Source organism: Kocuria sp. KSNUG (assembly GCF_049532735.1).
In the GTDB taxonomy this organism is placed as follows: domain Bacteria; phylum Actinomycetota; class Actinomycetes; order Actinomycetales; family Micrococcaceae; genus Kocuria; species Kocuria rhizophila.
On the sequence record NZ_CP150981.1, the window covers coordinates 1,557,992 to 1,579,317 of the forward strand.

The following is a 21,326-nucleotide window of genomic DNA, read 5'->3' on the forward strand; positions in this document are numbered from 1 at the left end:
CGACGCCGCCCGCACCCCGGGTCGCGAGGGGGCGGGCGGCGTCGTGGTCGTGGGGGCTACGTGGCGTAGATGTCGTCGATGACGTCCGCGAAGTCCTCGGCCACCACCGACCGCTTGAGCTTGAGGGACGGCGTGAGGTAGCCGTCCTCCACGGTGAGGTCGCGGTCCAGGATCCGGAAGGCCTTGATGCCCTCCGCGCGCGAGACCTTGGTGTTCGCGTGGTCCACGATCCGCTGCACGTGGTCGATGACGGCTTTCTCACGGGCCGCCTGCGCGACGCTCAGACCGGGGTCCAGACCGAGGGTGGGCAGGACGTTGGCGAGGGTTTCCGGATCGAGCGTGATCAGGGCCGCCACGAACGGGCGGTTCTCACCGACCACCATGATCTGCCCCACCGTGGCGGACGCCCGGATGGGGTCCTCCAGCATCGTGGGAATCACGTTCTTGCCGCTCGCCGTGACGATGATCTCCTTCTTGCGGCCGGTGACCGTCAGCAGGCCCTCGTCGTCCAGGTGCCCCAGGTCACCGGTGGCGAACCAGCCGTCGTGGAAGGCCTCGGCGGTCTTCTCGGGCAACCCGTTGTAGCGCTCGAACACGTTGACGCCGCGCACCAGGATCTCGCCGTCCTCCGCGATGGCCACCTCGTTGCCGGGCATGGGGTGGCCCACGGTGCCCAGCCGGTTGATGCTCGGCACGTTCGCGGAGATGGGCGCGGTGGTCTCGGTGAGCCCGTAGCCCTCCACCACGTACACGCCGATGCCGTTGAAGAAGTGCGCCAGGTGCTCGCCCAGCGCCGCGCCACCCGAGACGGCGTAGCGGACCTCCCCGCCCATGGCCTGGCGCAGCGTGGAGTACACCAGCTTGTCGTACAGGCGGTGGCGCGCCGCGAGCCACGGCGAGACGCGGCCCTGCTGGGAGGCCTTGGACCATGCGGCAGCCGTGGCCACCGCGCGCTCGAAGATCAGCTTCTTCACGGGTGAGCCCGCCTGGGCCTTGAAGCGAGCCCCCACCAGGATCTTCTCGAAGACCCGTGGCACCGCCAGGATGAAAGTGGGCTTGAACCGGGCGAGGTCGTCCATGAGCTGGGAGACGTCGGGGGTGTGCGCCAGGGCGATGCCGGCGTCCAGGGAGGTGACCTCCACGAACCGGGCGAACACGTGGGCCAGCGGCAGGAACAGCAGGGTGCGCGCGCCCTCGTGCATGAGCTCCCCGGCCACGGGAATCGTGTTCTGGGAGCACGCCACGAAATTGCGGTGGGTCAGCTCGCAGCCCTTGGGCGGTCCGGTGGTCCCGGAGGTGTAGATGAGCGTGGCGGCGTCGTCCAGGCTCACGCCGTCGTACGGGGTCTGCAGGTCCTCGCGCCCGGAGCCCGCCCGCACCACCGCGTCCAGGGAGATCTCGGCGTCGTCCGTGTCGAACACCCGGATGCGCTGCTCGGCCGGGAAGGGGGTGATGCGGTGGGCTTCCCGCACGCGCCCGGCGAGCTCGTCCGTCTCGACGAACACGGCCGTGGCACGGGAGTCCGAGAGGATCCAGGCGATCTGGTCGGGGGACGACGTGTCGTAGACCGGCACCGGGACCGCTCCGAGCCACCACAGGGCGAAGTCCACGAGGGTCCACTCGTAGCGGGTGCGGCTCAGCAGACCCACGCGGTCCCCGGAGCGGATCCCCTGGGCGGCCATCCCGCGGGCGAGGGCCACGACTTCGGCGCGGAACTCGCGAGCGGTGACGTCCCGCTCCCGCCCGGGGGCGAGGATCGTGTAGAGCACCAGATCCGGCTGCGTGCGGGCACGCTCCTCGAGGATGTGGGCGATGCCGGGGTAGGGCAGGGGATCGACGATGGCCGGGGCGCTGACGCGTCTCATGGGGGTACCTTCCTGGCGAGATTGAGTCTCAGTTTACGGTGTGTTCACCTTCACACCGCGCCGTTGGTGGACGTGTCCACACAAGCGGGGTCGAACCGTGTCGCCATGCCCGCGGTGGGACACCGGTGTCAGAGGACCGCACCGTCGTCGTCCTCGGGGGAGTCCTCCGGCAGCGCGCGGAACACGAGGAACAGCCCCGCCATGGCCCCGGCGAGACCCGCCACCCAGACCGCCCCGGGCAGCCTACCGGGCAGAACGGTGAGCCCCAGCATGATCACGAGCACCGCGACCAGCACGCTCAGTGCGCGCAGCATGGCGGGGGAGACCCCGCCCGTCACCGGGCCGGGATCTGGATCGTAGACGGCGTCCGCGTCCACCTCGTTCAGCTCCTCCGGGACGTCCTCCGGGGGCTGCTCCCGAGGAACCCACTCGAGGTCCTCCGCCCAGGGTTCCATGTCCTCGTCGTCACCCGGGACGTCGTCCCACGTGTTGGACCGGATGATGCTCTCGAAGGGATCCTCCGATCCGTCCCGGGAGCTCACGCCGTCTCCGGCAGCAGCGGCAGACCGCGGCAGACGCGCTGCACGGCGTCCCGCGAGGTCTGCTCCACGAGCGGCGCGTCGTGGTCCAGGGTGGCCACGTGGTAGCTGTCCGGCAGGGGGACCACCCGCACCGGACCGCGCGTGCGCTGCGCCACGAGGTCCGCGGAGGCACCCGAGACCACGTGGTCCACGTCGGAGCGGAACACGATCGCCGGGGCGGTGACCGCCGGCAGCATCTGCACCGTGCGGTGCATCAGCACGTTGAGCTGCGCCACCGCGGCCAGCGGCGTGCGGTCGTACGCCGACTCCAGGACGGACTCCTTGCGGATGTCGCTGCCGATCCCCGCGTAGGACGGCACGGCGGTGGCGAGCACCCTGCTGAACCGCGCCGCCCTGTTCACCAGGGACAGTGCGGGGTTCACGAGCAGCACGCCGGAGACCTCCCGGCGGGCCGCGGTGTGCAGGGCGAGTGCCCCGCCCATGGACAGCCCGCACACGACCACGTGCCCGTGCCGTCGCCGCAGCTGCCAGTAGTGCGCGTCCACGGCGTCGCGCCACGCCTGCCACGGCTGCGCCGCGAGGTCCTGCCAGTGGGTTCCGTGACCCGGCAGCAGGGGCACGCTCACCCCGGGGGCCGCGCCGGCGGAGTCGGTGGCCGTGTGGATCGCCCGGGCCCAGTTCGCCACGGAAGCGGTCGTGGAACTGAAGCCGTGGAGCACCAGGACCCCCACGGAGGAGGCGCCGGGCAGGTGCAGGGAGTCGTGTCGTTGCAGATCCGATGACATGGCGCCATTGTGCCAGCCGCCGTCACCCCGCATGAGAGAATCGCCCGGGACCGCCCGGGGCCACTGCACCGGGCGTCCCCCGACCGGGCCGAACAGGCCCGGGTCCCGCGCCGATGAAAGGGCACACGCTCATGGTGTACATGTTCCTCAGGAACTACGTGGTGGCACCCGTGGTCAACAGGGTCTGCCGACCCACCGTGATCGGCCTGGAGCACGTCCCGTCCAGCGGTCCCGCGATCCTGGCGAGCAACCACCTGTCCGTGCCGGACACCATCTTCATGCCCGTGGCCGTGCCGCGGCAGGTCTTCTTCCTGGCCAAGTCCGAGTACTTCAACACGCCCGGTCTGAAGGGGCGCCTCACGGCGGCGTTCTTCAGGGCGATCAACCAGATCCCCATGGGCCGCCGCGGCGGTCAGGCCAGCGCGAAGTCCCTGAGCGCGGGGGGCCAGGCCCTGGCCGAGGGCAAGCTGCTGGGCATCTACCCGGAGGGCACCCGCTCCCCGGACGGGCGGCTGTACCGCGGCAAGGTGGGGGTGGCCCGCCTCGCCCTGGAGTCCGGAGCCCCCGTGATCCCCGTGGCCATGATCGGCACGGACAAGATGCAGCCGCTGGGGTCCCGTTTCCCGGACCCCCGCCGCGCCCGGATCACCACGATCTTCGGTGAGCCCATGGACTACTCCCACCTGAGTGGGCAGCAGGGTGACCACGCCACGCTGCGGCGTGTGACGGACGAGATCATGGCCGCCATCCAGCGGCTGTCCGGCCAGGAGGTCGCGGACGTCTACGCCACCGAGCACAAGCGCCGGCTGGCGGACGGGAAGACCTCCGCCCTGCTCGCCCAGGCCAAGGAGGTGGCCCAGGCCACCAGGGACAAGGGCCGTTCCGTCACGGACGCGGTGTCCCAGCAGGCCGGGCACCTCAACGACACCCTGCACCGCCGTCCGCATGGCGGGACGGACACCGGGGCGGGTGACGGGACCCCTGGTCCCACGGCCTAGACTGGGGGAATGAGTTCCGAGACCCTGCCTGAACAGCTCCGATCCGTGATGACCCCCTCGCCGAGCGCGGCGGACTACCCCGGACTGGACGAGTGGCGGGGAAGGACCATCGGGCAGCATCCCCAGTGGGCGGAGCACCCGGACTTCGCGGCCACTATCCAGGAGCTGGGCGCGGTCCCGCCCCTGGTCTTCGCCGGGGAGGTGGACACCCTCCGGGAACGTCTCGCCCAGGTGGCCAACGGCGAGGCCTTCTTCCTCCAGGGCGGCGACTGCGCCGAGACGTTCGCGGGAGCCACAGCGGACAAGATCTCCGGCCGGGTCCGCACGCTGCTGCAGATGGCGGTGGTGCTCACCTACGGTGCGTCCATGCCCGTGGTGAAGATGGGCCGGATGGCCGGGCAGTTCTCCAAGCCGCGTTCCTCCAACGAGGAGACCCGAGACGGTGTCACCCTGCCGTCGTTCCGCGGTGAGATGGTCAACGGCTTCGACTTCACCGAGGAGTCCCGCGTCCACGATCCCCGCCGGATGCTGCGCGGCTACCACACCTCGGTCTCCACCCTGAACCTGATCCGCGCCTTCACCCAGGGCGGTTTCGCGGACCTGCGCCGCGTGCACGCGTGGAACATGGGTTTCGCGGCGAACCCCGCGTACGCCCGCTACGAGTCGATGGCGCGCGAGATCGACCACGCCGTCAAGTTCATGGCCGCGTGCGGCTCCGACTTCGACGCCCTCAAGACCACCGAGTTCTTCGCGGGCCACGAGGCCCTGCTGCTGGACTACGAGCGGGCGCTCACGCGCATCGACTCCCGCACGCACCTGCCGTACGGCACGTCGGGGCACTTCCTGTGGATCGGTGAGCGGACGCGCGACCTCGACGGCGCCCACGTGGACCTGCTCTCGAGGCTGCGCAACCCGATCGGCGTCAAGCTCGGCCCCGGCACCTCCGGCGACGACGCCCTGCGCCTGATCGACGCGCTCGATCCCGACCGCGAGCCCGGTCGCCTCACGTTCATCACCCGCATGGGCGCGAAAAACATCCGGGAGAAGCTGCCGCCGGTCATCACGGCGGTCGAGGACTCCGGCGCGAAGCCCGTGTGGGTCACCGATCCCATGCACGGCAACACCGTGTCCCTGTCCTCCGGGTACAAGACCCGCAACTTCGAGGACGTGGTGGACGAGGTGCGCGGCTTCTTCGAGGTGCACCGCGAGCTCGGCACGTTCCCCGGCGGCATCCACGTGGAGATGACCGGTGACGACGTGGCCGAGTGCCTCGGCGGCTCGGACCCCGTGGCCGAGTCCTCCTTCGCCGAGCGCTACGAGACGCTGTGCGATCCGCGGCTCAACCACAAGCAGTCGCTCGAGATCGCGTTCCTGGTGGCGGAGTACCTCTCCGCGCAGCACTGACGGTCGTGCTCCCGCGCCGGGCCGCGGCTGTCCGGCGCGGGCACGTGAGCGTCCTGTACCGGTGGCCGGTCGGGAATCGTGCGGGGGCTCAGAGGACGGTGAGCACCACGGTGTCTCCGTCCTCGCGCTGGCGCACCACCCGGTTGAGGTGGGAGCCCACGGGGGAGTCGACCTGTACGGTGTAGCCCTGCTCCTCGAGGGTGGCCCGCGCCGTGTCGGCGTCCTTGCCCACCACGTTCGGAACCGGTCCCTGCGGTGAGTCCGTGGCCACGGTGAGGGACACCTGCGTTCCCTCGTCCACGCGGCTGCCCGCCTCGGGGGACTGGGACAGCACGGTGCCCGCCGGCTGCGTCGAGTACTCCCGGGTGACCTCGCCGAGCACGAGACCCGCGGCGCTCACGGCCGCCTCGGCGTCGTCGGCCGACATCCCGGTCAGCGCCGGAGCGTCCACCTGGGCGGGACCGGAGGAGACCAGGAGATTGACCTGTTCGATGCCGCGAACCGTGGCGGAGGCGGCCGGATCGGTGGAGATCACCGTGCCCTCCGGCGTCTCGCGGCTCGGGGTGCTGCTCACCCCCACGTTGGAGATCCCCGCGGCGTTGAGGGTGCGTTCGGCCGTCGCGGTGTCCTGCCCCGCCACCGGGGGCACCGTTGCGGAGGCCGTTCCGGGCGCGGACCCCAGCCACCACCCCAGGAACGCCGCCACCGTGAGCAGCAGCGCGAACACCACGACCGCGAGGGCCACGTGCAACGGCTGGGCCGGGGGGTTCAGGCGTACGCGCGGCTGGTGCGGTGCCCGGTGCGCCGTGGAACCCACCTGGGTGAGCGCCACGGTGCCCGTGGCGTCCTCCTCGTAGGCGGGCAGGATCGGGGAGCCGTGACCTGCGGGGTGCTCCCCGGCGCTCGCACCCACGACCTCGGTGGGTGCCTCGCGCGACGACGTGCCGAGAGCCTCCGTGGGGACGTCGTGCGTGGCGGAGCCGATGGCTTCGGTGGGGACCTCCTGGAGCCCGAGGCCCATGGCCTCGGTGGCCGCCTCCCCGAAGGGGGTGGCGCGACCGGCGTCCTCGGATCCCAGGGCCTCCGTGGGTGCCTCCTCCGGATGCCCGGAGTGCGGATGGGCGCCTCGGGCGAGGACCTCGGTGGCGGCCTCCCGCAGCGACGGCGGATCCGCGGGAGCGGGCAGGGAGCGTCGGACGGCGAGGGCGAGGTCCAGCAGCTCGGCGGCGTCGGCGGGACGCCGGGAGGCGTCGCGGGAGGTGGCCCGCAGCACGAACTCGTCCAGGGCGGGGGGCACGTCCGCGGCGATCCCGCTCGGGGCGGGCACGTCCCGGCTCACGTGCGCGGTGGCGACCTGCAGCGCCGTGCCCGTGTACGGGCGGGAACCCGTGAGCATCTCGTAGGCCATGATGCCCACGGCGTACACGTCGCTGCGCTGGTCCACGGGCCCGTCACCCACCAGCTCGGGCGCGGCGTAGCCCACGGTGCCCAGCACGGTGGTGCTGGCGGTGTGGTCGTCCACGGCGCGCGTGAGGCCGAAGTCCGCGACCTTGACCTGTCCGTCCGCGGTCAGCAGGACGTTCTCGGGCTTGACGTCGCGGTGCACCAGGCCGGTGCGGTGGGCCCTGGCGAGGCCCCGGAGCACGGGCACGAGCAGCTCGAGGGCGCGGTGCGGGCCCATCGGCGCCTCGTGTGCGACGACCTCGCGCAGGGTGGGGCCGTCCACGAACTCGAGCACCAAATACAGCACGCCGTCGTCCGTGCGCCCCTGGTCCAGCACCGCCACCACGTGGGGGTCGTGGAGCCGGGCTGCGGCCTTCGCCTCGCGTTCGGCCCGGGTGACGAAGCGGGGGTCGTCCGCGAAGTGCGGGTGCATGATCTTCAGGGCCACGGGCCGTTCGAGGCGTTCGTCCAGGCCCTCGTAGACGGCGGCCGTTCCCCCGTGGGCGATCCGCCGGAGAACGCGGTAGCGGTTCTCGAGCAGGGCCCCCACACGGTGGTCGTTCATGCTGCTACTGGGCAAATTTCCGTTCCTGTGCGCTCACGGCCTTGACGTATGCCTTGGTGTCGGAATACATACCGTACGTGCTCACGCCGTGCAGACCCTGGTAGTAGGCGCCGATCCCGGTTGCCCTGTCCGGAGCCCTGTCCTGCAGCTCCCGGATGATGGCCACGCCGGCGGTGATGTTGTCCTGCGGGTCCAGCAGGTCCAGGTCGCGGCCCACCATTGCGGAGGCCCACCGTCCCGCGGCCGGCACCACCTGCATGGTGCCCACGGCGTCCGCCGGGGACACGACGTCGTGGCGGAAGCCGGACTCCTGGGACGCGTGGGCCAGGGCGAGGGCCGGGTCCACGCCCATGTCCCGGGCGGTGGCCTCCACCATCTGCCGGATCTGCTCAGGCGGCGGAACGTCGCGCGAGCGCAGCTGCTCGTGGTGCGCGTTGGCCGAGTCCACGACCTCCCGGGGGTACTGGCGGCCCGCGAAGGAGGCGCCCACTGCCGGCCCCTTCGCCGGGGCCGTGGTCCCGGTGCGTTCGGGGGTGGGGGACGACGACGCCGCCCCCGTCCCGCGCGCGGGCGCCGCGTCTCGGGGAGCCCCGGGAATCGTGAGGGTGCGCCCGGGCCGCAGCACCTCGTTCGGGGAGAGCGAGTTGTCCCGCATGAGCTCGGCCACGCTCACCTCGTAGCGCTGGGCGAGGTTCCAGAGAGTGTCCCCGGCTGCCACGCTGTGGTGCATGCCCGCGGGCGCGGGCGTGGAGCTGCCGCCCGCGGGGGACGCCTTCGGGGCGTCCTTCCCCTGGGCGGGGGCTGGCCCTCCGTCCGCGGGGTTCGGGGTCTCGGGGATGCGCAGCCGCTGGCCCGGGCGGATCATGCCGTGCGCCGGGATGTCGTTGGCGGTCATCAGCTCCGAGACGCTCACGCCGTGGCGGGTGGCCAGGGACCACACGGAGTCCCCGGGGACCACGGTCACCTGTCCCGCGTGCTGCTGGGCCACCTGAACGGTCTGCGGGGTGGTGGGTGCGGCCTGGGCCGCGCCCACGGTTCCCAGCGCTGTGAGGGCCGTCAGGGCGGCCACGGACCCGTGAGCGGCGCGACGGGACCACTGGCCGCGGGGGGTGTGGCGGTCGTGGGGCGGCTCAACCGGCATGTTCGCGATACCTGCCTCGACGTGGGGGGAAAGGGACGATCGGGGGCACCGGGGGCGCCGCACGCTGTGCTGCCAGATTACCCGACCCCGTGCCGCCCACCCGGGTTCTGCAGGCCTGTGGCGGCGTGGCAGAGTAGTGGGCGTGAACTACGCAACCGATCTCACGCCCCAGGAATTCTCCGAACTCGACGCGCTCGTGGGCGAGTGGACACACCTGCCGGACATCGCCGAGGCCATGGACATCCAGATCACCAGGGTGCACCGGCTCATGGACGACGGCTCCCTCCTGGAGGTGCGCCGCCCCGAGGACCGGGTGCGCGTGGTGCCCGCGGCGTTCATGGACGGCTCGCACCCCGTGGACTCCCTCAAGGGCACGGTGGCGGTGCTGCGTGACGCGGCCTTCACGGACGCGCAGGCCATCCGCTGGCTGTTCACCGAGGACGAGTCCCTTCCCGGTCGTCCGATCGACGCCCTCCGGCGTGGTCAGAAGACCGAGGTGCGGCGCCGGGCGCAGGCACTCGGCTGGTGAACCGGGCCGACTGAGACCCGGGGAGGGCGCCAGCCTGTGGCGTGCCCGGATCCCGCCCGCGGCGTGGGGCTCACGGCCCCTCATCCGGGGTGACTCAGCGTGTGCGGCGCACGGCCGCGTCCGCCAGCGCCCGCAGTCCCGCGCGGGGCACCTCACCGGTGGGGAGCACCGCCAACGCCTCGTCCGAGGACGCCACGAGGTCCGCGATGAGCTCCTCGGACCGATCGTGGGCGCCGCTGGAGCGCATGAGGTCGCGCACCCGCGCCACGTCCTCCTCGGTGAGCCGTTCGCAGCCCAGCACCGATTCGAGCCACTGTCGCTGCTCCGGGGAGCACCCGGCGGTGCAGAGCGCGATCAGGGCGGTGCGCTTGCCTTCCCTGATGTCGTCCCCGGCGGGCTTGCCCGTGGTCTCCGGGTCGCCGAACACCCCCAGGACGTCGTCGCGCAGCTGGAACGCCTCTCCCAGGGGAAGACTGAATGCTGCGCACGCGCTCAGGAACTGCTCGTCCCCACCGGCCAGGGCGGCCCCGATGGCCACGGGGTGCTCCACCGAGTACTTGGCGGACTTGTAGCGAAGCACCGTCATGGCGCGCTCGAGCTGCACCGCGGCGTCGTGCGACGGTGGGGCGACCTCCGCGTGGATGTCCAGGTACTGCCCGGCCATGACCTCGGTGCGCATGCTCGAGAAGATGTGCCGCGCCGTGGCACCCGCGGGGCGGGGCACCCCCGCGGCGGCCTCGGCGAAGAGCTGCTCGGCGAAGGACAGGCTCATGTCCCCGGTGAGCACGGCGGCACCCACACCGAAGTGCTCGGGGTCCGCGGCCCAGCCCGCTTCGCGGTGGACGGCCTCGAAGACCCTGTGGACGCTCGGGCCGCCCCGGCGGGTGTCCGAGCGGTCCAGGACGTCGTCGTGGATCAGTGCCGCTGTCTGGAACAGTTCGAGAGATGCCGCCGCGGCCACCACGACGTCGCTGCCCGCCTCACCGCCCGCGGCGCACCAGCCCCAGTGGCACAGTCGTGCACGCAGCCGCTTGCCGCCGTCCGTGAGGTCCGCGATGGCCGCCACCAGTCGCGTGGCGTCGGGAGAGATGGCGGTGACTCGTTCCCGCTCGGAGGTGAAGAACTCGCGGATGGCGGTGTCGAGCCGGGCGGAGAACTGGGCGTCCTGCGCGGCGGCAGAGGCGGCGGGATCGTCCGTGGAGGTCATTCCGGGGCACCTTTGCTGGGAGGGGTGGCGTGTGCCGGGCCACGCGGGACGGGCTCGCCCGCGGGGTCCGCGGACCGGCCCGCCCAGCCTAGCGGCACGTCACGGCCTCGGTTCAGCGTGTCGGAGCCGGGTCCTAGGATGGTTTCGGTCCCGGCCCCGACACGGTGGGACGTCTCCGGGTTCGTCCCGGGTGGAGCGGAGACGGGAGGCGCACACGATGGGCGGTCCGAGCTCGCAGCAGCTGGACGAGTACCGGCGCTGCGCCATCCTGCACGTGGACATGGACATGTTCTACGTGGGGGTCGAGCTGCTCAGCGCACCGCAGCACCGCGGCCGCCCCGTGATCGTCGCGGGATCCGGGCCGCGCTCCGTGGTGCTCTCGGCCTCCTACGAGGCCCGTGAGTACGGGGTGCACTCCGCCATGCCGGTCTCCCAGGCGCGGGCCAGGTGCCCCTCGGCAGTGCTGCTGGAACCCCACCGGGAGGCCTACGCCCACTACTCGGCGATCGTGATGGACATCTTCCGCTCGGTGACGGACCGGGTGGAACAGCTGAGCGTGGACGAGGCGTTCGTGGACGTCTCGGGCGCCATCCGCCGCTGCGGACCGCCCGTGGAGATCGCCCGGCGGCTGCGGCGCACCATCCACGAGCGGACCGGGCTCACCGCGTCCGTGGGGATCGGCGAGAACAAGACGGTGGCCAAGATCGCCTCGGCGCACTGCAAGCCGGACGGACTGCTCGTGGTGGCCCCGGAGCACACCCGGGCGTTCCTCGCCCACCTGCCGGTGCAGCGGCTGTGGGGCGTGGGTCGACGCACGTCCGAGACCCTGCACGCGGCGGGACTCGCCACGGTGGGGGACATCGCGGACACCCCGCTGCCGCGGCTGCACGCCCTCGTGGGGGTGGCCGCGGGCTCACACCTGCAGCAGCTGGCCCTCGGCCACGACCCGCGCCCCGTGACACCCGTGCGGGAGGACAAGAGCCTGGGGGCCGAACGCACGTTCCAGACGGACGTGGCGGACACCGCCCTGCTCAAGCGCGTCCTGCTCGGGCTGAGCCACGACACGGCGGCCCGGTTGCGAGGCCGCGGGCTGCTCACGGGACGGGTGGGGCTCAAGCTGCGGTACGCGGACTTCACCACGATCACCCGCTCGCGCACCCTGGGCCACCCCGTGGCCTCCGCCCACGACCTCTACACGGAGGCCGCCGGTCTGCTCGACGCCCTGGGGTCGCGCCCGCAAGCGGTGCGGCTGGTGGGTGTCAGGTCCGAGAAGCTCGTGGGCTCCGGCCACGCCCTCCAGCTCAGCCTGGACGGCCGCGAGGGGGAGTGGGGAGCCGCCGAGGAGGCCATGGACCGGGTGCACCACCGCTTCGGGCCGGGGACCGTGCGTCCAGCGAAACTGATGGAACCCACGGTGCCAAACGCTCCGCCACGGGATATTCTGGACGGTACGTGAGGGACGGCCCACGGCCACCGCCTCGCTCTCTCAACCCCACAGGAGGAATCGTGCCTCTCTCCGAGCACGAACAGCAGCTTCTCGCCCAGCTCGAGAAGCAGCTGCACGAAGACGACCCCCGCTTCGCATCCAGCATGCACACCGAGACGGTGCGGGGGAGGGGCTCCATGCGCAACGTCGTGCTGGGAGTCGTCCTCGCGGTGGTGGGACTCGGTGTTCTCCTCGCCGGGGTGTCCACGCAGCTGATCGTGGTGGGGGTGCTCGGGTTCGTGATCATGGCCGGCGGCACGTACGTGGCCACTCTGCGCAGCAAGGCTCCCGCGGGCGAGGCGTCGTCCACCGCCGGCACCCCCGGAGGCTCCGGCCCCGCCCCGAAGAAGTCCTCCACTTTCCTCCAGGGTCTCGAGGAGAAGTGGGACAAACGCAACCAGGGCGGGCTCTGAGCGGCCCGCCACAGGCCCTCGCGGCCCCGATCTTTCCCGAACTCCCCGGCGTGTCGCCGGGGAGTTCTTTTGTGTTCCCTCCCGCGGCACGCCCGCTCCCGTCCCAGGACAGGGCATGGTTGGGCTCCCATCCGCGCTGGCCGGGCGCCCCTGGGTGTGGTGCCACGCGTGGCATTGTGGAGGGTTTCGCATTGACCGGGGAGTGGAGTGGAGTAAAGTGGAGGGCGGTAGAGAAGCGGGGGTCGGGCTGGCCCTGAGTCGAAGGCGGTGGCGATGTTTCTCGGAACATACGAACCGCGTCTCGACGACAAGGCACGGCTCATCCTTCCGGCCAAGTTCCGGGCTGAACTGGCGGACGGACTCGTGCTGACGCGCGGACAGGAGCGATGCCTGTACGTGTTCAGTGCGCAGGAGTTCGCCAGGGTCCACGAACAGATGCGGGCGGCGCCGCTGTCGTCCAAGCAGGCCAGGGACTACATCCGCGTTTTTCTCTCCGGTGCCTCGGACGAGGTGCCGGACAAGCAAGGTCGCATCACCATTCCTGCGTCCCTGCGCTCCTATGCGGGCCTGGACCGGGAACTGGCGGTGATCGGGGCGGGCAGCCGCGCCGAGATCTGGGATGCGACCGCCTGGCAGCAGTACCTCTCGGAGAAGGAAGCGGCATTCTCCGAGACGCAGGACGAGGTCATCCCCGGGCTCTTCTGAGGTCCCGGCCCGGTGCCTCGCCGGTGCGTTCCCGGTCATGAGATCTCCAGCCGCCCACGTCACCGTCCTGACTCGACTTCCCCCGAGCCAGGCCGGATTCGAGGGGCGAGCGGCGGATGGGGATCTGGTGACCGGGTGGCCGGCTCGAAGGACCGCTGCGCCCGGGGACGGATCCGTGCGGCCAGTACTGCCGGGCCCGCCACGCGATCCGCGCCGTCGCCGGGCGGTGCGACCTCACCGGCCGGTTCCCCGGCCGCGTCGGCGGGCGGTCACGGCCCGTACCATGGCACAGGGTCCCCGACCCACCCCCCCCAGCACCACCAGCAACAGACCAGGAGCCCGGCATGGAAGAGGCGCCCGCCGAGCAGCGGCACGTTCCCGTGATGCTGCACCGCTGCCTCGACCTCCTCGCCCCGGCACTGGAGTCCCCGAACCCGGTGGTCGTCGACGCGACTCTGGGGATGGGGGGACACACCGAGGCGATCCTCGACCGTTTTCCGGGCGTCAGGGTGGTGGGCATCGACCGGGACCCGCAGGCGCTGCGGCTCGCCGGGCGGCGGCTCGAGCGGTTCGGGGACCGCTTCAGGAGCATCCACACCACGTACGACCACATCGCCGACGCCGCCGCGCTGGCGGGTGTGGAGCGGGTGGACGGGATCCTCTTCGACCTGGGTGTCTCCTCCCTCCAGCTGGACGAGCGCGACCGCGGCTTCGCCTACTCCTTCGACGCCCCGCTCGACATGCGCATGGACTCCCGGGCCGAGCTCACGGCCCACACGGTGGTCAACGAGTACTCCGAGGCGCAGCTGCGGGACATCATCTACCGGTGGGGGGAGGACCGCTTCGCGCCGCGGATCGCGCGCGCCATCGTCGCCGCGCGCACTCAGGCACCGCTGGACACCACCGCCCAGCTCGTGGAGGTGGTGCGCTCGGCGGTTCCCGCCGCGGCGCAGCACAAGAAGGGGCACCCGGCCAAGCAGACGTTCCAGGCGCTGCGGATCGAGGTCAATGAGGAGCTGGACGTCCTGGAGCGCGCGATCCCCGCGGCCGTGGAAACTGTCAGGGTGGGAGGGCGTGTCGTCGCCATGAGCTACCACTCCCTGGAGGACAGAATCGTCAAGCAGGAGTTCGCTCGCGGTGCGCGATCCACGGCACCTCGGGGCTTCCCGGTGGAGCTTGCGGAGCACCAGCCGGTGCTGAAGGTCGTCACCCGTGGGGCCGAGCGGGCCCACGAGGACGAGACCACGAGCAACCCGCGCGCCACTTCCGCCCGGCTCCGGGCGGCGCAGCGGCTGCGGGAGACGACGACACCAGGGGGGACGCGATGAGCCGAGGACCGGACCGCGCGGCGTCGGCCCCGCAGTCCCCGGGTGACGCGGAGCGGCAACCGCTGTCCGTGGTGCCGCGGCGCGCGCCCCGCCGCAGTCGTGTCTCCACGGTGGTGATGTGCGCGCTCGCACTGGCCGCCGCACTCGTGGGCATCCTGCTGCTGAACGTCCAGATCACGCAGGGGCAGTACCAGCTGACCGAGCTCACCGGGCAGGAGCGGGCGCTCTCGCAGGAGAACGAGGCGCTCACGCAGGACATCGAGGCCAACGCCGCGCCGCAGAACCTCGCGGCCCGTGCCAACGACCTCGGCATGGTGCCGGCCCAGGACGTGGGCAGCATCAACGTGGACACCGGCGACGTCACACCGCCGTCCGCGCCGGCGGAGAAGAAGGACTCCCAGGACGTCCTCGTCCCGCCCGCGGAGATGAAGGGCTCCGACGCCGCCGAGAAGAACCGCGCGGCCGCAGAGGAGCGTGCGGAGAAGCGCGCCAAGGAGGAGGCGGAGAAGAAGACCGCCCAGCGTGAGGCCGACCGCAAGGCGGAGGAGGCGCGGGATCTCAACGGCGGTTCCATCCCCGCGCCGTCGCAGCGCGCGCCCGGTCAATAACCCGGCGGTCCGCCCCGCGGACCGGAACCAGCACCCGTCGGAGGTAGCCGCACCACGCAGGCGTCCAGGAATCGAGGAAGACCGTGTCACCAGCACCCGCGCGCAGGAACCGCCTGCTCAGGCCCTACACGCGCACCCAGGTGGGGATTGCCCTCCTGCTGGCGCTGCTGCTGCTCGTGGCCGGTCGGCTCTTCTGGGTGCAGGGCCTGGACCCCTCGGGCCGTGCCGAGGCGGCGGCGCAGCAGCGGACCATGGTGGAGCCCATTCCCGCGGTGCGGGGCGAGATCACGGACACGAGCGGCACCGTGCTGGCACGCACGCTGCAACGCTACGACATCACGGTGGATCAGACGGCGGTCACGGACGTTGCGGTTCCGAACAAGGACGGCACCGTGGAGACCGTGACGCCCACCCAGGCGGTCTACAAGATCGCCGACGCGCTGGGGATGAAGGACACGGACGTCAAGAACGCGCTGGACGGCGACAAGACCTTCAACTACGTGGCACGGGGCGTCACCCCCGAGCAGTACAACGCGCTGCGCGAACTGAATCTGCCCTACATCTACGGTCAGCCCACCTTCCAGCGCAGCTACCCGAACGGCTCCCTGGGCGGTTCCGTGGTGGGCTTCCTGGGCAGCGAGGGTCAGGCCCTCGGTGGCATCGAGCAGACCCAGGACGAGCTGCTGCGGGGCACGGACGGCGAGCGCCAGTTCGAGATCTCCGGCGACGGGGTGCGCATCCCGGTGGCGCCGCAGGAGCAGAAGGCCGCGCAGGACGGCTCGGACGTCCAGCTGTCCCTGGACAGCGACGTCCAGTTCTTCGCGGAGCAGGCCGTGCGCGAGCGCACCAAGGAGCTCAAGGCCGAGTGGGGCACCGCCGTGGTCATGGACGTGAAGACCGGCAAGGTGCTCGCGCTCGCGGACTCGTCCTCGGTGGATCCGAACGTGCCGGGCAAGGCGGACGCGGAGGATCTCTCCTCGCGCGCGGTGACGCAGGCTGTCGAGCCCGGGTCCACGGAGAAGATCGCCACGCTCGCCGGAGCCCTGGACCGGGGCATCGTGGCGCCGGAGACCGAGATCACCGTGCCGCCGTACCTGCAGATCGGCTCCGAGAAGATCACGGACGCGTTCGACCACGGGACGCAGAATCGCACTGCCGCGGGCATCATCGCGGACTCCATGAACACGGGCACCGTGATCATGGGCTCCAAGATGGACAAGGAGACCCGCCACGACAACCTCGAGGAGTTCGGCGTGGGCTCGGCCACCGGCATCGAGCTGCCCGGTGAGTCCACGGGCATCCTGACCCCGGCCGCACAGTGGGACGCCCGTCAGGAGTACACCGTGCTGTTCGGACAGGGCGTGTCGCAGACGCCCCTGCGCACGGCGACGATCTTCCAGGCGGTGGCCAACGGGGGGAAGCAGATCGAGCCGCGGATCGTGGAGTCCACCACGGCCCCGGACGGCACGGTCACCACGCCGGAGAGCCCCGCCCCGAAGCAGGTGATCTCCGAGACCGCCGCCCAGCAGACCCTGGACGTGATGGAGAACGTGGTCACCCAGGGCGGCGCGAAGGACGCCGCCGTGCCGGGCTACCGCGTGGGCGGCAAGACGGGCACCGCGGAGGCGCCGAGCGAGAAGGGCGGCTACGACGGCTTCACCACGTCCTTCGTGGGGGTGGCGCCCATGGAGGACCCCCAGTACCTCGTGGGCGTGACCATGCAGCGGCCGCAGGGCGACGTCCACACCGTGGGCGTGACCTCCACGTTCTCCCAGATCATGTCCCAGGTGCTGCACCACTACAACGTGGCACCCTCCACCACCAAGGCGCCGGAGCTGGACATGCAGGTGCCGGAGAACATCAAGAAGGACGTGACACCCACCAACGCGCTCGAGCAGACCTGGCCCCAGCCGGGCAGGGACGAGTCCCAGGGATAAACTGCGGACTCAGAGAGACAACGCACGAGCAATCACCGGTGAGACACCGGCCCGGGTGGACGGGGCACGTCCGCAGACAGGTTCGAAGAGGATATTCATGGTGGCATCTGCCCGCGAGGGATCGGACGCGCAGAGCGTGCGTCCGTCCCACCCCGTCCCGCACACGGTCGAGGACATCGCCCGGCTCACGGGCGCCCGGCTGGTGCCGGTGGCCACGGGCCGTCCGGGTTCCGTCACGGGCGTGGTGCTGAACTCCCGGGAGGTGCAGCCCGGTGACCTCTACGCGGCCCTGCCCGGTGCCCGCGTCCACGGTGCCCGCTTCGCGTCCGACGCCGCCGCGGCCGGCGCGGTGGCCGTGCTCACGGATCCGGACGGGGCGGCGGAGCTCGCGCGGGCCGGCGTGGAGCTGCCCGTGCTCGTGAGCCCCGAGCCCCGGCAGTGGGTGGGCTCCGTGGCCGCGGCCGTCTACGGCTCCCAGCCGGAGGACGGCGCGGCCCAGGAGCTCTTCGCCGTGACCGGGACCAACGGCAAGACGACCACCACCTACTTCACCACCTCCATCCTGCGCGCCCTGGGACACACCACGGGGCTGATCGGGACCATCGAGATCCTCGCCGGGGACACCCCCATCCCGTCGCAGCTCACCACCCCGGAGGCCCCCCACGTCCACAGCCTGCTGGCGCTCATGCGGGAACGGGGGATCACGGCCACCGCCATGGAGGTCTCCTCGCACGCGCTCGAGTTCCACCGCGTGGACGGGGTGCGCTACGACGTCGCGGGGTTCACCAACCTCACCCAGGACCACCTGGACCTGCACGGCTCCATGGCGGAGTACTTCGAGGCCAAGGCCCAGCTGTTCACGGCGCAGCGGACGCGGCGCGCCGTCGTCGTGCTCTCCGAGGACGACCCGTGGGGCGCCGCCATGGCGCGGCGGGCACGGGAGAACCTCGGGGCGCAGAACGTGAGCACCGTGGCCCTTCGGGGAAGCGACCACGCGGGCCCCGAGCCGGACACGGCGGACTGGACGCTCAGCTCGCTGACCAGCCGGGGCATCGGGACGTCGTTCGTGCTGCGGCACCGGGACGGCCGTGAGCTGCGTGTGCACACCGGGCTGCCGGGTGACTTCAACGTGGCCAATGCGGCGCTCGCTGTGCTCATGGTGCTGGACTCGGGCGTGGCGCTCAACACCCTGCAGCGCGCCCTGGACGAGCACGACCCGCTCACCGCGAGCGTGCCCGGTCGCATGGAGCTCGTGGGGACCCGGCCCACCTCGCTCGTGGACTTCGCCCACAACCCGGACGCCCTGGTGCGTGCGCTGCGCTCGGTGGACCCCGAGGACGGCCGCGTGATCGTCGTGTTCGGCGCCACGGGGGAGCGGGACACCACCAAGCGTCCCGTCATGGGTCGCGTGGCCGCCGAGGAGGCGGACGTGGTGATCGTCACGGACGACGATCCCCACGCGGAGGATCCCGGCCCGATCCGCGAGCAGGTGGCCGCCGGTGCCCGTGAGGCCGTGGCGGCGGGTGCCCGGGCCTCCGAGGTGCTGGTCATCGAACCGCGCGCCACCGCCATCCGCACCGCGGTGCGCATGGCCCGGCCCGAGGACTCGGTCATCGTGGCCGGCAGGGGCCACGAGACCGTGCAGGACGTCGACGGCGTGGACGTCCCCCTGGACGACCGCGTGGAGCTGCGGGAGGCCCTGGCCGCCCTGCAGACGCACTCAGAGGAGCAGAAATGATCGCCATCTCCGCCGCCCGGATCGCGGAGGCCGTGAGTGGCCGGCTCGCCGGCGTCCCGGACCCCGACTCCGTGGTCGTCACCGCCGTGACCACGGACTCGCGCGAGGTCGCGCCCGGCACGCTGTTCGTGGCGAAGCCGGGGGAGACCACGGACGGTCACCGCTTCGTGCCGCAGGCCGCGGCCGCCGGAGCCGTGCTGCACCTCACCGAGCGCGAGGTCCTGGACGAGTCCGGCAGCCCGTACCCGTGCGTGGTGGTCGAGGACGTGGTTCTGGCCATGGGTGCGCTCGCGAGCTGCGTGGTGCAGCGGCTGCGGGCCGAGCACCCGGTCACGGTCGTGGCCGTGACGGGGTCGGTGGGCAAGACCACCACCAAGGACCTGTTGCACGGGATCTTCGGCGCGGAGGGCCCCACCGTGGCCCCCCGCAACTCCTACAACGGTGAGGTGGGCGTCCCGCTCACGGTGTTCACCGCCACGGAGGACACCGAGTACCTCGTGATCGAGATGGGCGCCACCCACATCGGCAACATCCGCTACCTGTGCGACATGGTGCGCCCGGACGTGGGAGCGGTGCTGTGCGTCGGCTCCGCGCACGCGGGGGAGTTCGGCGGCGTAGAGAACATCGCGCGCGCCAAGGGTGAGATGGTCGAGGCCCTCGCGCCCGGGGGCACCGCCGTGCTCAACGACGACGACGCCCGCGTGAGGGCCATGCGCGAGCGCACCGCGGCGCGCACCCTGTCCTTCGGAGAGGGGCCCGAGCCGCGCGACCCCGCCCACCCGGACCCGCGCGTGTGGGCCGGGGACGTCACCACGGGCGCGGACGGGTGTCCGTCCTTCACGCTGCACTTCCCGGACGGCTCGGCCTTCCCGGTGCGCTCGCAGCTGATCGGGGTGCACCACGTGACCAACCTGCTCGCCGCCGCCTCGGTGGCGTGCGCGGCCGGGGTGGAGCCCGCGCGCATCGCCGCCGGGCTGGAGGGCCGGGGGCCGCGCTCGCGGTGGCGCATGGAGCGCACCGAACGGCCGGACGGCGTGACCGTGGTCAACGACGCCTACAACGCCAACCCGCAGTCCATGAAGGCCGCGCTGCAGACCCTCGCCCAGCTGGGCCGGGGCGACGCCGAGCACCCGCCGCGGCGCACGATCGCGGTGATCGGCGGGATGCACGAGCTCGGGGACGAGTCGATCGCCGCCCACGCGGACCTCGGGCAGCTGCTCGTGCGTCTCAACATCTCGCACGTGGTCGCCGTGGGGGACCTCGCCCGGCCCGTGTTCACCGCGGCAACGCTCGAGGGGTCCTGGGGCGAGGAGGCGGCGTGGGTCCCGGACGCCGAGGCCGCGCAGGAGCACCTCGAGGCCGTGCTGCGCCCCGGGGACATCGTGCTGCTGAAGTCCTCCAACGCCGCCGGACTCCACCACCTGGGCGACCGCATCGCCCGGCGCGGCGCCGACTCGAACCACCAGGAGGGCTGAGCCCGATGATTCAACTGCTCATGGCGGCGGGACTCGGTCTCGTCTTCTCGATCTTCGGGACGCCCCTGCTCATCAAGGTCCTGGCCCGGCACGGCTACGGCCAGTACATCCGCGACGACGGTCCCACCTCGCACCAGACCAAGCGTGGCACACCCACCATGGGCGGCGTGGCCATCCTGCTGTCGGTCGTGGCCGCGTACCTGGTGACCCACCTGATCAGCGTCATCCTGTGGCCCGCCAACGGCGGCATCACGATCTCCGGGGTCCTCGCGCTCGCCCTCATGCTCGGCATGGGACTCGTGGGGTTCCTGGACGACTACAAGAAGATCTCCCAGAAGCAGAACCTCGGCCTCACCGCTGCCGGGAAGATGGTGCTGCAGGGCGCGATCGGCAGCGCATTCGCGGTGCTCGTGCTGTTCTTCCCGGACGAGGGTGGCAACACCCCGGCCTCCACGGCGATCTCCTGGACCCGGGACACGGGGATCGACCTCGCGTTCGCGGGGCCCGTCATCGGGCTGCTGCTGTTCGTGGTCTGGGTGAACCTGATCGCCACCGGAACCACCAACGCGGTGAACCTCACGGACGGTCTGGACGGGCTCGCAACGGGTGCCTCCATCCTGGTGTTCAGCGGCTACATGCTGATCACGCTGTGGCAGGCCGGGCACCTGTGCGAGAACGTGGCGCAGGCCGCGTGCTACGAGGTGCGGGACCCCATGGACCTCTCCATCGTGGCGGCCGCTCTCGTGGGGTCGCTGATCGGCTTCCTGTGGTGGAACACCTCGCCCGCCAAGATCTTCATGGGGGACACCGGCTCCCTGGGCCTCGGCGGCGCACTGGCCGCGTTCGCGGTGCTCTCCCGCACCGAGCTGCTGCTCGTGCTGATCGCGGGTCTGTTCGTGATCATCACGATGTCCGTGATCCTGCAGGTGGGCTACTTCAAGCTCTCCCACGGCAAGCGGATCTTCAAGATGGCGCCGCTGCAGCACCACTTCGAGCTCAAGGGCTGGCAGGAGGTCACCATCGTGGTGCGCTTCTGGGTGATCGCCGGACTCTTCGTGGCGGCGGCCCTGGGCATGTTCTACGGTGACTGGCTGCTGTTCAACGGCGGCGCGTTCCCGGGAACCGAGGCCCTGCACTGACGACGCCGCCCGGCACCC

At 71.6% G+C, this 21,326-nt stretch carries 18 protein-coding genes; 12 read left to right on the plus strand and 6 right to left on the minus strand.

Annotated features, from left to right (window positions below):
* Positions 1-56: 56 nt before the first annotated feature.
* The 3 genes from AABM36_RS06735 to AABM36_RS06745 all read right to left on the minus strand — a co-directional run bounded on the left by AABM36_RS06735 (position 57) and on the right by AABM36_RS06745 (position 3,192).
* Entirely contained in the window at positions 57-1,865 is a 1,809-nt protein-coding gene (locus tag AABM36_RS06735; RefSeq protein WP_423445387.1) for an AMP-dependent synthetase/ligase, read from the minus strand.
* Positions 1,866-1,993: 128 nt separating this feature from the next.
* Positions 1,994-2,407, minus strand: coding sequence for a hypothetical protein (locus AABM36_RS06740; RefSeq protein WP_423445388.1), 414 nt, complete (start codon positions 2,405-2,407; stop codon positions 1,994-1,996).
* Positions 2,404-3,192, minus strand: a complete 789-nt coding sequence (locus AABM36_RS06745) for an alpha/beta hydrolase (RefSeq protein WP_423445390.1) — start codon at positions 3,190-3,192, stop codon at positions 2,404-2,406. The genes AABM36_RS06740 and AABM36_RS06745 overlap by 4 nt, the downstream gene beginning before the upstream one ends.
* A gap of 131 nt (positions 3,193-3,323) precedes the next feature.
* On the opposite strand from AABM36_RS06745, the gene AABM36_RS06750 reads away from it, so the two are divergent.
* Together AABM36_RS06750 and AABM36_RS06755 are read left to right on the plus strand one after the other, a co-directional pair.
* Positions 3,324-4,190, plus strand: a complete 867-nt coding sequence (locus tag AABM36_RS06750) for a lysophospholipid acyltransferase family protein (protein ID WP_423445392.1) — start codon at positions 3,324-3,326, stop codon at positions 4,188-4,190.
* Positions 4,191-4,199: 9 nt separating this feature from the next.
* Complete coding sequence (locus AABM36_RS06755; RefSeq protein WP_423445395.1) at positions 4,200-5,594, plus strand: class II 3-deoxy-7-phosphoheptulonate synthase; 1,395 nt, start codon at positions 4,200-4,202, stop codon at positions 5,592-5,594.
* Positions 5,595-5,682: 88 nt separating this feature from the next.
* On the opposite strand, the gene AABM36_RS06760 is transcribed toward AABM36_RS06755, so the two are convergent.
* Both AABM36_RS06760 and AABM36_RS06765 read right to left on the minus strand, forming a co-directional pair.
* Positions 5,683-7,602: a protein kinase domain-containing protein gene (locus tag AABM36_RS06760; protein ID WP_423445397.1), complete on the minus strand. Its 1,920-nt coding sequence runs from the start codon at positions 7,600-7,602 to the stop codon at positions 5,683-5,685.
* Between the two features lie 4 nt (positions 7,603-7,606).
* Positions 7,607-8,743 (minus strand): LysM peptidoglycan-binding domain-containing protein, encoded by a 1,137-nt coding sequence (locus AABM36_RS06765; RefSeq protein WP_423445399.1) that lies wholly within the window; start codon positions 8,741-8,743, stop codon positions 7,607-7,609.
* 136 nt (positions 8,744-8,879) lie between these two features.
* Here AABM36_RS06765 and AABM36_RS06770 point away from each other — a divergent pair, with 136 nt between their 5' ends.
* Complete coding sequence (locus AABM36_RS06770; RefSeq protein WP_423445401.1) at positions 8,880-9,272, plus strand: Rv2175c family DNA-binding protein; 393 nt, start codon at positions 8,880-8,882, stop codon at positions 9,270-9,272.
* A gap of 94 nt (positions 9,273-9,366) precedes the next feature.
* Here the strand turns inward: AABM36_RS06770 and AABM36_RS06775 are convergent, their stop codons facing one another.
* Positions 9,367-10,479, minus strand: a complete 1,113-nt coding sequence (locus AABM36_RS06775; protein ID WP_423445402.1) for a polyprenyl synthetase family protein — start codon at positions 10,477-10,479, stop codon at positions 9,367-9,369.
* A 217-nt stretch (positions 10,480-10,696) separates the two neighbouring features.
* Between AABM36_RS06775 and dinB the strand changes: the two genes are divergently transcribed.
* The 9 genes from dinB to mraY all read left to right on the plus strand — a co-directional run bounded on the left by dinB (position 10,697) and on the right by mraY (position 21,308).
* Complete coding sequence (gene dinB / locus AABM36_RS06780; protein ID WP_423445404.1) at positions 10,697-11,935, plus strand: DNA polymerase IV; 1,239 nt, start codon at positions 10,697-10,699, stop codon at positions 11,933-11,935.
* Positions 11,936-11,985: 50 nt separating this feature from the next.
* Complete coding sequence (locus AABM36_RS06785; protein WP_423445406.1) at positions 11,986-12,378, plus strand: DUF3040 domain-containing protein; 393 nt, start codon at positions 11,986-11,988, stop codon at positions 12,376-12,378.
* A 273-nt stretch (positions 12,379-12,651) separates the two neighbouring features.
* Positions 12,652-13,083: a division/cell wall cluster transcriptional repressor MraZ gene (gene mraZ, locus AABM36_RS06790; RefSeq protein ID WP_423445408.1), complete on the plus strand. Its 432-nt coding sequence runs from the start codon at positions 12,652-12,654 to the stop codon at positions 13,081-13,083.
* 344 nt (positions 13,084-13,427) lie between these two features.
* Entirely contained in the window at positions 13,428-14,411 is a 984-nt protein-coding gene (rsmH, locus tag AABM36_RS06795; protein ID WP_423445410.1) for a 16S rRNA (cytosine(1402)-N(4))-methyltransferase RsmH, read from the plus strand.
* A complete protein-coding gene (locus tag AABM36_RS06800) occupies positions 14,408-15,019 on the plus strand; it encodes a hypothetical protein (protein ID WP_423445412.1) in 612 nt (203 codons plus the stop codon). The genes rsmH and AABM36_RS06800 overlap by 4 nt, the downstream gene beginning before the upstream one ends.
* Before the next feature lie 83 nt (positions 15,020-15,102).
* Positions 15,103-16,956, plus strand: coding sequence for a peptidoglycan D,D-transpeptidase FtsI family protein (locus AABM36_RS06805; RefSeq protein WP_423445414.1), 1,854 nt, complete (start codon positions 15,103-15,105; stop codon positions 16,954-16,956).
* Positions 16,957-17,053: 97 nt separating this feature from the next.
* Entirely contained in the window at positions 17,054-18,694 is a 1,641-nt protein-coding gene (locus tag AABM36_RS06810) for a UDP-N-acetylmuramoyl-L-alanyl-D-glutamate--2,6-diaminopimelate ligase (protein WP_423445416.1), read from the plus strand.
* Positions 18,691-20,169 carry a UDP-N-acetylmuramoyl-tripeptide--D-alanyl-D-alanine ligase gene (locus tag AABM36_RS06815; protein WP_423445418.1) on the plus strand — a complete coding sequence of 493 codons (1,479 nt, stop codon included), beginning with the start codon at positions 18,691-18,693 and terminating at the stop codon, positions 20,167-20,169. The genes AABM36_RS06810 and AABM36_RS06815 overlap by 4 nt, the downstream gene beginning before the upstream one ends.
* A gap of 5 nt (positions 20,170-20,174) precedes the next feature.
* Complete coding sequence (gene mraY, locus AABM36_RS06820; protein WP_423445420.1) at positions 20,175-21,308, plus strand: phospho-N-acetylmuramoyl-pentapeptide-transferase; 1,134 nt, start codon at positions 20,175-20,177, stop codon at positions 21,306-21,308.
* Positions 21,309-21,326 lie beyond the last annotated feature (18 nt).

What these genes read in the sequence shown, in the direction of transcription:
- AABM36_RS06735 (WP_423445387.1), bottom strand. Translation starts at nt 1,865, where the DNA reads ATGAGACGCGTCAGCGCCCCGGCCATCGTCGATCCCCTGCCCTACCCC.
- AABM36_RS06745 (WP_423445390.1), bottom strand. Translation starts at nt 3,192, where the DNA reads ATGTCATCGGATCTGCAACGACACGACTCCCTGCACCTGCCCGGCGCC.
- AABM36_RS06750 (WP_423445392.1), top strand. Translation starts at nt 3,324, where the DNA reads ATGGTGTACATGTTCCTCAGGAACTACGTGGTGGCACCCGTGGTCAAC.
- AABM36_RS06755 (WP_423445395.1), top strand. Translation starts at nt 4,200, where the DNA reads ATGAGTTCCGAGACCCTGCCTGAACAGCTCCGATCCGTGATGACCCCC.
- AABM36_RS06760 (WP_423445397.1), bottom strand. Translation starts at nt 7,602, where the DNA reads ATGAACGACCACCGTGTGGGGGCCCTGCTCGAGAACCGCTACCGCGTT.
- AABM36_RS06765 (WP_423445399.1), bottom strand. Translation starts at nt 8,743, where the DNA reads ATGCCGGTTGAGCCGCCCCACGACCGCCACACCCCCCGCGGCCAGTGG.
- AABM36_RS06775 (WP_423445402.1), bottom strand. Translation starts at nt 10,479, where the DNA reads ATGACCTCCACGGACGATCCCGCCGCCTCTGCCGCCGCGCAGGACGCC.
- dinB (WP_423445404.1), top strand. Translation starts at nt 10,697, where the DNA reads ATGGGCGGTCCGAGCTCGCAGCAGCTGGACGAGTACCGGCGCTGCGCC.
- mraZ (WP_423445408.1), top strand. Translation starts at nt 12,652, where the DNA reads ATGTTTCTCGGAACATACGAACCGCGTCTCGACGACAAGGCACGGCTC.
- rsmH (WP_423445410.1), top strand. Translation starts at nt 13,428, where the DNA reads ATGGAAGAGGCGCCCGCCGAGCAGCGGCACGTTCCCGTGATGCTGCAC.
- AABM36_RS06800 (WP_423445412.1), top strand. Translation starts at nt 14,408, where the DNA reads ATGAGCCGAGGACCGGACCGCGCGGCGTCGGCCCCGCAGTCCCCGGGT.
- AABM36_RS06810 (WP_423445416.1), top strand. Translation starts at nt 17,054, where the DNA reads ATGGTGGCATCTGCCCGCGAGGGATCGGACGCGCAGAGCGTGCGTCCG.
- AABM36_RS06815 (WP_423445418.1), top strand. Translation starts at nt 18,691, where the DNA reads ATGATCGCCATCTCCGCCGCCCGGATCGCGGAGGCCGTGAGTGGCCGG.
- mraY (WP_423445420.1), top strand. Translation starts at nt 20,175, where the DNA reads ATGATTCAACTGCTCATGGCGGCGGGACTCGGTCTCGTCTTCTCGATC.